Here is a 13,133-nt window from a genome sequence, read left to right as displayed (position 1 = left end):
TTACTTTTTACTTCTCTTGGGATGTTCCTGTTTGGCTCTAATCACTGCCACAACATTATCTCCCGTTCCCTTAGGTTCCTGTTTGGCTTTAACCAATGCCAAAAAAGCAAAAAAATCGCCTAATGTAGTGAAGCCGGCACCTAATATCGCCAGATCTTCAGCGGATAGTTGATTAAACCATTCCATTTGCTTCTTATCAAACATTTTATCACCGCCAACCATTAATAATGTATAGTATGTACTGACAGCGAGGAAGGTCAGGGCTCAATCGTACCATTTTAGTATGCCTGTTTTCTGTGCAGAGGATGTGTAGACCACATGCTAAAGTTCAATTTTTATACGAAAATCGTCTCTATCGTTATTCTATTGCTGATTCCTGTGCTAGTTTTGTACGTCTATTCCAATCAGATGACTACAGGCGTGTTGCGTAACGAGTTGAATCAGTCCAATTATAATCAACTGACTTTTTTTCAAAATCAGGTAAACACCAATATTGAAATGATCTCCTCCTGGCCGCATCTGCTGATTCATGATCCTGATGTTGCCAGCTTTCAGTCCATTTTTTTGCAGGACAAGGCACTCAATCTGGATGGAATGAATCTGGTCAAACGTATTCAGACAAAGCTTGGTCTTCAGGAAAGCTCCTCTAATTGGAAAACCGGTCTGAGTATCTATTCCCCTTCGCTTGGACGTGTTGTTTCGGAGAATGGAGCCGGTTATTATGACCAAAAGGAACTCAACCAACGCATGAAAGACGGCTGGCAGGTATCCAAAAAAAGAGTGTACGGGAAAGATCAGTTTGTATTTTCATTGTATACATTATCCCCGTTTTCTTCACTCGGTCATCCGGAAACCGCCAACACAATTATCAAGGTCGAATTTGACAGCGGCAATATTCAGGATATGCTTGACCGCTTTAAGGGTGATGGACGGAAGGAACCGTTTTATTATAAAAAAGGCGTAGGCGTGATCTATAATCGTACTGCTAATGAAGAGCTATCCGGCAAGGTGATCACTATATTGGAGAAAAAAGGATTGCATCAGGTCGATAATCTGACCGTGAAAATGGGGGAAGAAAGCTATCTGGTTTATGCCGTTCTTTCACAAACGACAGGCTGGTATTTGATAGACTATATGCCTTTGTCCGATATGATGTCCCCGATTTACGCATCGAATCGCTTATTTTATATAACGGTTGCCGGCTTGCTGCTGGTAGGTTTCATTGGCGCCTACTTGCTTCATTCACAGGTACAGGTGCCTATCTTTCAGCTTGTGCAGGCATTTCGAAGATTAAAGGATGGAGACTATGCGGTTCGATTGGTTCCAAGAGGGAGTCACGAGTTTGCTTTTTTGTCCCGCCAATTCAATTTGATGGTTGAACAGATTCAGGAGCTGTTCGAGAAGGTGTATGTTGAGCAGCTGCATGTCAAGGAAGCGCGTCTGAAGCAGCTCCAGTCACAAATCAATCCGCACTTTTTTTATAATTGTTTTTCGTTTATTACAAGTATGGCCAAGCTGCGTAATCATGAGGCAGTTGTGGCCATGGCCTTTAATTTATCCAGGTATTATCGATATACAACAAGACAGGAGCGGGATCTGGTTCCGTTATCAGAGGCAGTCGAGTTTGTTCAATATTATTTGAAAATTCAGCAGATGCGTATGCCGCGGTTGACGTTTTCAATTGATGTCTCTTCTCAGGCAGACAGTCTGTTGATTCCGCCGCTGGTGGTGCAGCCATTGGTGGAAAATGCGGTGCTGCATGGGATAGAACCGCAAGCGGAGGACGGAAAAATTCATATTATGACTGAGTGTGTTGACTCGTACATGTATCTGATTGTGGATGATAATGGACTCGGTTTGAGTGAAGAAGCCATCACATGCTTGAAATTAACGCTCGACAGGCCTGTAGAAGAAGAACACGGGTACGGCTTATGGAATGTACATCAGCGAATGCGATTACATTTTGGAGAGGACGCCGGGCTGGACTTCTTCGTGTCACCTTTGGGAGGACTGCGTGCGGTTTTAAAATGGCCGCTGTCAACAGAAGAGGAGCAGACGAATGGTGCTTGACTGATCTTTGTCAAATTCGAATATGGTAAACATGGAGGGCCCGATGGTTCAGATATTACTGGTAGATGATGAGATCTATGTAACAGAAAGCCTGGCAGCCACTATTCCATGGGACGTGCTGGGCATTGAGAGGGTTCATCAGGCAGCCTCCTCCTTAGCGGCAATTGATGTGCTGGATGCCTGTGACATTGATATTCTGGTTACGGATATTCGCATGCCCGGTATGACAGGACTTGAGCTGATTGTGGAGGTGAATGAGCGATGGCCCCACATCCGATGTTTGCTGCTCACAGGTTATGCCGATTTTGAATATGCTAAAAAAGCGCTCCAGCTCAAGGCTTTTGATTACATATTAAAACCGGTAGATGATGAGGAGTTTTTGAAATGTGTGTCCGCCGCTATGGATTCGCTAAAGGAAGAGTGGGAAGCCTTTGACAAGGTTCATCAATTACAGTACAGCCGCCGAACCGATTTTGGTGTGCTGCGCACCTATCTGATGCAAGATTTGGTGCTTGGACGGCATCTGTCTGTACAAGTAATAGAGGACAAGCTGTCACAATACGAAATTATGCTGCGCACAGGACAGTGTGCCCGTATGCTCCTTATTCAGCTGGGCAAGCATTTTTCCGATATGGATTACCACTCTGTATCGCTAATCGAGTATGCAATTGGGAATATTGCTGAAGAAGTGTTTGCACCCGATTTTTACGTTTGGCACTGTAAAGCGCCGCATGATTGTCTCATTGTATTAATAGAAGAAAATTGGAATTTGCTTGCGGATCGGAGCGAGGACGAGCAGAAGCATCTTTTACGGGCAACGATTGAGACCTTTCGGAAAAATGTGAGCAATTACTTAAAAGGGGAAATTTACGTCACAGTAACCGGCGGATTTATGTTTCCAAACGAGTTGCCTGCGGTATATCAGACAGGGATCAGATCCTTGTATTGGAATCAACAGGAGGGGATGCATACATTGCTATATATAGAAGAACAGATAGAGCAGCCTCATAATTCAGCCAAGTTGCTGGAAGGTCTGTATGTGCATCCTGCACTGACCCATCTTCTGGAGTCCAGGCAATGGGAGGAAGCCGAAGCAAAGATAAACCGCGTCTTTGGCAAGATAGAAGAAGCGGGCTATACCCGCGAACATTTATACGAGCTGTTTATCACGGTAACGAGCGCATTTATGTACACGGCTCACAAGCAAGGACGCTTCATTACGCAGATGGACCAATCAGGCTTTGACCCGCTGCATGCGCAAAAAATAGTTCAATCGTTCTCCAGCCTTAAGGAATGGGTGTTCTCGATGATGAACAAGCTGAAGTCAGAATGGTCTGCAAGTGAGCAAAACGCCAAAAGTTACGTGGTCAAGCAGGTTCAAGAGCTGATCTCCCAGGATAAAGGCCAGGAGCTGTCTGTAAAGACGATTGCCGATCAGGTTTATCTCCATCCAGTCTATTTGTCCAAAATCTATAAGGCTGAAACCGGAGAAGGCCTGGGCGATTATATCATCCGAATGAGAATGGAGCGGGCGCTCTATTTGCTGAAGGATTCCAACAAGAAAATATATGAAATTACAACCGAGCTGGGCTATCAGAATCCCCAGTATTTCAGTAAGATGTTTAGAAAACATTACGGAATGACGCCGCACGAATTTCGGGACCAGTAAGGACCGTACCAGCAAAAGACAGGATCAATAAGGATCAGTTGAGAAAGGTGCAGAAATATTTATTTTGTGACATAGGCTACGTAGAAAAGCCCTCTTATAATAAAAGAATAGAAAATGATTTTTCTGAGGGGGAACAATATGCGAGTTCATTCGAAAAAAAAGCTGTTGTCGTTGCTCGCCGCAACTATATTTTTAGGAGCTGGTCTTGCCGGCTGCTCGGGAACGGGAAATGGTGATGGTGCAAGCAGCACAACTAAAACTGAAAACGTATACAAAGAAAAATATAATCCGGAAGTCACCATATCTACTGTATGGGGTGTAGATCCCGCTTTGAAGTTTAAAAATAGCGAATCGATCGAAAATAACGTGGCGACCAAATGGGCTAAAGAGAAATTCGGGATTAATATAAAATCACTCTGGTCTGTCACGGATACGAATGGTGCATTTGCTACAAAGCTCCGCTTGGCTATGTCCTCCGGTCAGGAGATGCCGGACGTCGTAGTACTGGGTACAGAGAATGAGCAGCTAGCGCAGGATATGATTGATTCCGGCATGTTTGCCGAGGCCGGTCCGTTGTTCGATAAATACGCTTCGGATTCCTGGAAGCAGGCGATAAATCAGGATACGAGTGTATGGAATCAGTATAGCCGGGACGGCAAAAAAATGGGTATTCCTGTACTCGATTTCGCCTATAACCATGATTATGTGCTGTGGGTGCGGCAAGATTGGCTGGATAAGCTCGGCATGAAGGCTCCTCGGACGATGGATGAACTGGAAAAAGTGATGGATGCCTTTAAAAATAAAAATCCGGACGGGCTGGCTCCGGGCAAAGTGATTCCGCTCAGCATTGGCTTCAAAACGTCCATGAACACTTGGATGGGAGACCCGTCCTGGATTTTCGGGGCCTATGGCACACTCCCGCAACAATGGAACAAAGGTGCTGACGGCAGCCTGGAGTATGGTTCCGTGCAGTCTGGCATGAAGCCGGGTCTGCAAAAGCTGAGCGAGTGGCTCAAAAAGGGATACATTCCTCAGGAGGCCGCCTTGTGGGATGAGAATAAAACGTCAGAGCCTGCAGTCGCAGGAACAGCAGGCATCATACCAGGTCCATACTGGATGAGCGGCTGGCCGCTCCAGGATACGGTGAAAAATGTGAAGAGCGCCGTATGGAAGCCGATCAAGATTCCAGTAGGGCCTGACAACAAAGCCATGCGCCATGGAACTCAATACACCAATGGTGTCGTACTGATCAACAAACAAATGCAGCATCCTGAAGCTTTTTTTACCTATGAAAATTACTTGTTTGATCACTTTGCCAATGCCAAACCGGATGGAGATTTGTCGAACGGGCTGTTTAAAGGCTACGATTATGATCTGGATACGAGCGGAAAGTTGCTGTCGATCGACAAAATACCAGGCGGTTATGTAAACTCTGTTCGTTATTTGCTGGTTCGTGATGGTGCGCGCATACCTGATGCTCAAATGAAAGCTTTGTTAAGCTTGGCTAACGGCGGGGAAGCGAAAACCCGTCTGGAGAAGGATGTTATGGTTAACTACGGTAAAGATACTCCTGCGGCTGCCAAAGTGTTGATGGAACAGAAGGACATCTCCATGAAAGATCAGTTCACAGGGCCAACTACGCCAACCATGAAGGCTAAAAAGGACTATCTGGATAAGATTGAGAACCAGACCTTCAATGAAATTATTTATGGCAAACAGCCGATTTCGGCCTTTGATACCTTTGTGCAGACATGGAAGAATGGCGGAGGCGAACAGATTACAAAAGAAGTGAATGAATGGTATAAAAGCGTCGAAAAGTAAAAATAGCTAAAATGCTTAAAAAAGCTGTCCCCAAACGGGCAGCTTTTTTAGTGCAAATCACTGGAGTGAACTCAAAATGAATACGCTATCATTTATGGTTGGAAATGCACTTTTATTCGCATGAAGGCTAAAAAAATGATTGCTTTTGTGCCATGTATGTTGGTTTTTTGAACTGTTGCGTTAGTAGGAACGCTTCTATAATTGAAGTATACCAAGAGAGCTACAGGAGGAACTGCAATGAGAAGTCTGCAACGTACGTGGCCATTTCATATCATGCTGCTACCAGCCATCATTTTTTTGATTGTATTCAGCTACATTCCAATGGGCGGCATCGTGATGGCCTTCCAAAATTACAAACCGTGGCTGGGAATAACCGGCTCCGAGTGGGTTGGACTGGATAACTTCCGTTTTTTGTTTGAACGGGAGGACAGTCTTCAGGTCGTCTGGAATACGCTGATTATCGCGGTACTCAAGATGTTTTTCAATCTGCTGGTTCCGTTCGTTTTTGCTATTCTGCTGAATGAAATTCGCAAAATCGGACTTCAGCGGACCATTCAGACACTGGTTTATCTGCCACACTTTCTTTCGTGGGTCATCCTGGGTGGAATTCTGATTGATCTGCTCGCTACAGATGGTTTCTTGAACCGTATTCTTGGCAGCTTTGGAATTCAGCCCATCTTTTTTCTGGGGGACAATAACTGGTTTCGCTTTATGGTTATCGTATCCGATATATGGAAGGAGTTTGGCTACAATACTATCGTTTTTCTCGCTGCACTTGCCGGTATCAATCCTTCGCTCTATGAAGCGGCAGAGATGGACGGGGCAAGCCGCTGGAAACAGACGCTCCATATTACTGTGCCTTCGCTGATTCCGATGGTTGTTGTTGTGGGTACACTTTCACTCGGCAATGTTCTAAATGCTGGCTTTGACCAGATTTTCAACCTTTACAACCCGCTTGTATACCAAAAAGGCGATATCATTGACACGTTCGTGTATCGGACAGCGTTGATTAACGGGGAAATGGGCTTTGCTACCGCTATCGGATTGTTCAAGTCTGTGATCAGCATGATTCTCATTCTGATATCCTATCGGCTTGCATACAAATGGGCAGGCTACCGCATATTTTGATTCCACAAGGCTGAAAGAGGGAGAGTCATGTATCATAAAACAACGACATATCGCATCTTCAATGTATTTAATATTGGTTTGCTCGTACTGTTGTCCATCATGTGCATCATTCCGCTGATTCATGTATTGGCGGTATCATTTAGCGCCAAATCAGCAGCAGACGCCAATCTGGTTGGACTGTGGCCGGTGCAATTTTCATTAGAGGCCTACAAGAAGACGATAAATAATCCGATTTTTCTGCACTCCATCTGGGTTTCTGTTTGTCGTACTGTACTGGGAACCGGTTTGACGCTGCTGATTACCTTCCTGGCTGCTTATCCGCTTTCCAAAGAAACATCTGTGTTCCGCAGCCGAAATGTATATTCATGGCTGTTCGTATTCAGTATGATTTTCAACGGTGGTCTGGTTCCGTTTTATATGGTTATTCAAAAGATTCATCTCATGGACAGCTTTTGGGTACTTGTTTTGCCAGGCGCGGTCAATACATTTCTGGTCATTCTCATGTTGAACTTTTTCAGGGGCATCCCCAAGGAGATGGAGGAGGCTGCACTGATCGACGGGGCCGGCCATTTTCGGACTTTGTTTCGTATATATTTGCCGATATCCATGCCATCTATTGCGACAATTGCGCTATTCAGCATGGTGTTCCACTGGAACTCATGGTTTGACGGCCTGCTCTATTTGAGCCATGCCAAGGATTATCCGCTCGCGGCCTTCCTGCAAACGGTCATTATTCAGAAAGACATGAGCTCCATGAGTATGAGTCCCAAAGAAATGGAATTGCTTTCGCAAACCACGGTGAATGCAGCACAAATTTTCATTGGTGCAGCGCCTATTCTTATTGTGTATCCATTTTTACAAAAGTATTTTGTTAAAGGTATGACGCTCGGTTCTGTCAAGGAGTAAACCACAATGGATTAAAGGAGATGATTTACAGTGACACACCAGAACATAATCAAGTATCCGCCAATTAGTGAGCGAGTTCCACGCATGCTGCACGGTGCGGATTATAACCCTGAGCAATGGCAGCAATATCCCGAGGTGCTCGAAGAAGATATCCGGTTGATGAAACTGGCTAAATGCAACGTGATGTCTGTCGGTATTTTCTCATGGGTTTCATTGGAGCCTGAGGAAGGCGTATTCACGTTTGAATGGCTGGACCGCATCCTGGATTCGTTTGCCGAGAATGGAATTTATGCATTTTTGGCTACTCCAAGCGGAGCCAGACCTGCCTGGATGTCACAAAAGTATCCTGAGGTGCTGCGTGTAGAGTCTAACCGTGTCCGCAACCTGCACGGGTTCCGCCATAATCACTGCTTTACGTCCCCTGTATACCGGGAAAAAGTACGCGTTATGAATATAAAGCTGGCTGAGCGCTATGCCAATCATCCAGCAGTCATTGGCTGGCATATTTCCAATGAATTTGGCGGGGAATGCCACTGCGATTATTGTCAGAATGCATTCCGCACCTGGCTGCAGGATAAATACGGTACGCTGGACAAACTTAATCACGCCTGGTGGACGGCCTTCTGGAGTCATACGGTTACCAATTGGAGCCAGGTCGAATCTCCGGCCCCTCACGGTGAAACGCAGGTCCATGCCATGAATTTGGACTGGAGACGGTTTGTGACCGATCAGACCGCAGATTTTATCAAACATGAGATTGTACCGCTTAAGACAGTAAACCCTGCGCTTCCGGTCGCGACCAATCTGATGGAGTTTTTTGAAGGACTGAATTACTGGAAGTTTGCCGATCTGCTGGATGTTATATCCTGGGACAGCTATCCGACGTGGCATGATCGCGGAGGAGATGAGAGCCGTCAGGCTGCGAAAGTGGCCATGATGCACGATATTATTCGTTCAATTAAGGGGGGCCAGCCTTGGATGCTCATGGAAAGTACGCCGAGCTTGACGAACTGGCAAGAGGTTAGCAAGCTGAAACGGCCACGAATGCATTTGCTATCGTCTTTACAGGCTGTTGCACATGGGTCAGACACAGTTCAATATTTTCAGTGGCGGAAAAGCCGCGGTTCAAGTGAAAAGCTGCACGGTGCAGTCGTCGATCACGTCGGGCATGAACACACCCGGGTATTCGGAGATGTGACGGAGGTCGGCAATACGCTGGAAAAACTGGAGGAGGTGATCGGTACATCTGTACCCGCGGAGGCCGCAGTCATTTTTGACTGGGAGAACCGCTGGGGAGTCAACGACTCACATGGGCCGCGAAATAAAGGCGTAAAATATGAGGAAACCGCCGAAGCACATTATTTGGCCTTGTGGGAGCAAGGGGTGCCTGTGGATGTCATTCCTATGGATGCGGATTTTTCCAGGTACAAACTTGTGGTAGCTCCAATGCTGTATATGGTACGTAGCGGTGTGGGCGAGCGAATACAAAAGTTTGTTGAAAACGGTGGCATTTTTGTCGCAACCTATTGGTCCGGCATTGTGGATGAACATGATTTGTGCTTCCTTGGAGGCTTCCCGGGGCCGCTTCGCAAGACGCTGGGCATTTGGTCGGAAGAAATAGACGGGCTTCATGATCACGATCGCAACCGGATAATACCGGTTGCGGGCAATGAGCTGAATCTGCAAGGTGAGTATGGGGCTATAGAACTATGTGATCTTATTCATACAGAAGGTGCCGAAGTACTGGCTGTATATGGCTCGGACTTTTATACAGGCCGCCCGGCCTTGACGGTAAACCGCCTGGGACATGGAAAAGCTTACTACATCGCTTCACGCAACATCGGACCGTTCCACAGTCATTTTTACCAAAGCGTAATTGATCGTGCAGGGATCAGCAAAGCGCTTGATGTGAAGTTGCCGCATGGCGTAAATACGGCGATTCGTACTGATGGAGTGCACGATTATATTTTTATCATGAATTTTACGCATAAGCAGCAAGAGATTGTGCTGGATGGACGTAGCTACGAGGATATGCTGGAAGATCGTGTGATTGAAGACGGTAAAGTACAATTGCAGGACTATGCTGTCAAGGTTCTAAAGAGAGACCGTCATAAACCGGCCATCGTTTAAGCTTCAGTGGCGGTCGTTTTTTTTATCGAAAGACTCCGGAATAGGGCAGAGGAGAATGAGGATTACAAAATTCAGATCGGAGATGACTTATGAAAACAAGTAAACGGATGATATTATTTGCGGTGTTGCTTTTGTTATCGAGTCTTTGGTATCCACTCAGCTCTACGGGGGTGGGGACGGCTTCGGCCGCCCCTGCTTTTGCCAAGGGAGCTGATATAAGCTGGGTTGCAGGGATGGAAGCACAAGGCATGACCTGGAAGGATAAAAAAGGGACCCGTCGGGATGTGCTGCAAATATTGCGAGACGATTACCAGATTAATTCGGTACGTATCCGTGTATGGGTAAACCCTAATATGAATGATTATGCGAGCGGTTATATGAATGCTGAGAAGGCGGCAGAACTGGCACAGCGAGCCAAAAAACTGGGCATGAGCGTTATGCTGACCCTGCATTATAGCGATTCGTGGGCTGATCCCGGACAGCAGAACAAGCCTTACGCATGGCGCAATTTTAACTTTACACAACTGATGGATGCAGTATGGTCCCACACGGTTTATGTTATGAACACAATGAAAAGCAAGGGTGTGACCCCAGACTGGGTGCAAATCGGCAACGAGACGAACAATGGAATGCTCTGGGATGACGGCAAAGCCTCACTGAATATGAAAAACTATGCATGGCTCGTGAACACGGGCAATAATGCTGTAAAATCGGTAAGCAGCAGCACCAAGACGATCGTGCATTTGGCTAACGGGGATAACGGTTCTGTTTTAAATTGGAATATTGGCGGACTGATTGACAATGGAGCGAAGTTTGACCTCATCGGGTTTTCTTTGTATCCGTCTCCTTCTGACTGGCAGGGCAAGGTGGATCAGACGTTGATCAATGCCAATAATCTCATTGCCAAATATGGAAAAGGGATTGTCATTAGTGAAATCGGAATGGATTACAATGAACCCGCAGCTTCCAAGGCGTTTATTACCGCGATCAAAACGAAGGTCCGGAATATCGGGGCCGGCAAAGGTGTAGGGGTATTTTATTGGGAGCCGGCAGCAACCCCTGGCTATAATCATGGCTACAACAAAGGTGCTTGGCAGCCTGACGGCAAGCCAACCTCGGCGCTGGAAGGATTTATAAACTAGGCGAATAACGAAAATATCAAATAACCTCTAATCTGCACAGCATGCAGATTAGAGGTTATTTATCGTTGGACTATGGATAAGCCGGAGCTTTAGGCTTTCCGGTTGACTTTAAAGAATGTAATGAGTTCCTTCAGATCGCGAGACATCGACGACAGCTTGTCAGAGGCTTCCACGATGGAAACCATGGATTGGGCTTGTTCTTCGATCGTTTGCTCAATTTGTTTGCTGCTGTCAGATGTTTTACTGATGGTAGAGGACAACTCGTCAGAGGTTGCGGTCATTTCCTGCGTACTGGCTGAAATCTGTTCCGTTGCACTGGATACTTCTTGAATTTGCGACGATACTTTGTTGGCGGCATTTAAAATCTCCGAGAACATTTCACCCGCCTGTTTGGTAACTTCCAGTCCAATTTGGACTTCCTTTGAGCCGAGATTTACACCTTCTACGGTTTGCTCAATTTCTTTTTGAATTTCCTCAATCAGCTCGGCGATTTGTCTGGCGGACTCTTGAGATTGTTCAGCCAGATTGCGAACCTCTCCGGCGACGACAGCGAAGCCTTTACCTTCCTCGCCCACTCTGGCAGCTTCGATCGAGGCGTTCAGTGCCAGCAGGTTGGTTTGGCTGGCGATGCCAGTGATGATGCTTACGATATTACTGATTTCATTGGAACGGCTTTGCAGTGCGTTGATAGAGGCAAAGGTTTTCTCCATTGAATTGGAAATGGAATCCATTTGGGCCGAAACCTTTTGTACGACCTGATTCCCCTCAACAGAACGTTTTTCCATAGAATAAGCTTCATCGGCTACAGAAGAGGAGCTTCCGGCAATGGTCTGAACAACTGTAGACATTTCATTCATGGCCCGGGAACTTTCAATTGCCGCTTGAGTTTGTGCTTCAATTCCTCGGGAAATTTCTTTCATATTGTTGTTAATGACATTTGTATTTGTGCTGTTTTGTTCGCTTATATTTAGCAATTGATTGGCTGATTCGGTCACTTCTTGTGTCGTATCCTGTACTTTTACCATTGTATCGTTAATACGTTTGATCATCGTATTAAACTTTTGATTGATGATGCCAAGGTCGTCCAGACCTGTTTTGATGTTTACATTCAAATTTCCCTCGCTGACTTCCTCAATCCCCTTCATTAAGGAACGAATCGGGGAGAGGATGCGTTTTACCAGAAAATATTGAATCGTCAGGAAGAACGCAAGGAATAGAACGAGCAGGGAAATACCATATACAACCAGCTCATGAAGTCCTTTTGGTACAGAACTGGCGTCTACGTCAAAGTAAAGCGCACTTGTGATTTTGCCGCTTTCATCTGTAAGCGGATAAGCAATGGTTGTCCATGTACCAAATTCGTCAGTGTAGAAGTCGCTTAACGCCGATTCTTTGGATTCAAGCATATCATTTATAGCTTTTACATTTGCGTCAGAGAGCGTATACATATCGCCTATATTCAGTTTTGAATTCCGGAAAGACTGGACTAAGTTGGACGGAACGCCAATAATGGAGGTTTGCTTGCCTTGTTGTAACTCGGTGCCGAATATGTACGCTTGGGCAACATTGGGATAAAGCGTGTGAATCGAATCGAGAAATTTGCGCAAATCCCGTTGAACAGGACCATTGTAATCTCTTTCGTTTAATGCCTGTTGTACTTTTGCTTTGTCAACATCATTTGCCCATTTCTTGGTCAACATTTTAACTTGATCTTGCAGCTGTGTGATTAGAATATTCTTTTGAAGTATGTAGCTGGATGTGATGAGAATAGCACCGATCAATACAATGTTGACAAATGAGATCAATAGATTTTTACCAAAAAAGGACATTGTGCTCCACTTCAAGTTTTTCATGTGTTTTCTTCTCCTTTGAATTATAAATTTAGTGCTACAGAACTACCTACTATCTATTTCGTCAATTTCTATTCTAAATGTTAGATATTTATTAAAGTTGGAGTATATTTACTGTTTGGTGATAGAAATGGTGATAAAAAACAACAAATATACTACTCATGCGATAGAAACATTCCTAGAAATAACAAAGGGCAGCCCACAGGAATAAAGCTGTAAGGCCGCCGCTTGTTAGCAAAACGGGATATAATACTATTCTCCGATTCAAATAAATTTAAATGCCTTATTTTTGGATAATATTTAAAAAATAAGATAAATGGGAGCAAAATGGGCCCCCCAATAATAAGATATACCGGTCTTTTGGTTGAATTTAAGGCGAACATGGAGGACTCGTTCAAGCTCTTTCTGGTTATGTAA

9 protein-coding genes are annotated in these 13,133 nt (G+C 45.2%); 7 read left to right on the top strand and 2 right to left on the bottom strand.

What is annotated here, in order from left to right; all coding sequences use genetic code 11:
* Entirely contained in the window at positions 1-204 is a 204-nt protein-coding gene (locus JO375_RS10840) for a hypothetical protein (RefSeq protein ID WP_322098729.1), read from the bottom strand.
* A gap of 114 nt (positions 205-318) precedes the next feature.
* Between JO375_RS10840 and JO375_RS10835 the strand changes: the two genes are divergently transcribed.
* The 7 genes from JO375_RS10835 to JO375_RS10805 all read left to right on the top strand — a co-directional run bounded on the left by JO375_RS10835 (position 319) and on the right by JO375_RS10805 (position 10,866).
* Positions 319-2,070, top strand: a complete 1,752-nt coding sequence (locus tag JO375_RS10835; RefSeq protein WP_229524481.1) for a sensor histidine kinase — start codon at positions 319-321, stop codon at positions 2,068-2,070.
* A 43-nt stretch (positions 2,071-2,113) separates the two neighbouring features.
* Positions 2,114-3,739: a response regulator transcription factor gene (locus tag JO375_RS10830; protein ID WP_229524480.1), complete on the top strand. Its 1,626-nt coding sequence runs from the start codon at positions 2,114-2,116 to the stop codon at positions 3,737-3,739.
* 138 nt (positions 3,740-3,877) lie between these two features.
* On the top strand, positions 3,878-5,560 hold the full coding sequence (locus JO375_RS10825; RefSeq protein WP_229524479.1) for a type 2 periplasmic-binding domain-containing protein: 1,683 nt from the start codon (positions 3,878-3,880) through the stop codon (positions 5,558-5,560).
* A gap of 237 nt (positions 5,561-5,797) precedes the next feature.
* Positions 5,798-6,688: an ABC transporter permease gene (locus tag JO375_RS10820; protein ID WP_229524478.1), complete on the top strand. Its 891-nt coding sequence runs from the start codon at positions 5,798-5,800 to the stop codon at positions 6,686-6,688.
* 27 nt (positions 6,689-6,715) lie between these two features.
* The gene (locus tag JO375_RS10815) at positions 6,716-7,594 is read left to right on the top strand and encodes a carbohydrate ABC transporter permease (RefSeq protein ID WP_229524477.1); all 879 of its coding nucleotides are present in this window, start codon (positions 6,716-6,718) and stop codon (positions 7,592-7,594) included.
* Between the two features lie 30 nt (positions 7,595-7,624).
* The gene (locus JO375_RS10810) at positions 7,625-9,724 is read left to right on the top strand and encodes a beta-galactosidase (RefSeq protein ID WP_322098720.1); all 2,100 of its coding nucleotides are present in this window, start codon (positions 7,625-7,627) and stop codon (positions 9,722-9,724) included.
* A gap of 89 nt (positions 9,725-9,813) precedes the next feature.
* Positions 9,814-10,866 (top strand): glycoside hydrolase family 53 protein, encoded by a 1,053-nt coding sequence (locus JO375_RS10805; protein WP_229524476.1) that lies wholly within the window; start codon positions 9,814-9,816, stop codon positions 10,864-10,866.
* Positions 10,867-10,955: 89 nt separating this feature from the next.
* On the opposite strand, the gene JO375_RS10800 is transcribed toward JO375_RS10805, so the two are convergent.
* A complete protein-coding gene (locus tag JO375_RS10800; RefSeq protein WP_229524475.1) occupies positions 10,956-12,719 on the bottom strand; it encodes a methyl-accepting chemotaxis protein in 1,764 nt (587 codons plus the stop codon).
* Positions 12,720-13,133 lie beyond the last annotated feature (414 nt).

The sequence above is a fragment of the Paenibacillus farraposensis genome (assembly GCF_020736845.1).
In the GTDB taxonomy this organism is placed as follows: domain Bacteria; phylum Bacillota; class Bacilli; order Paenibacillales; family Paenibacillaceae; genus Paenibacillus; species Paenibacillus farraposensis.
This window is presented reverse-complemented; position numbering and strand designations above follow the sequence as displayed.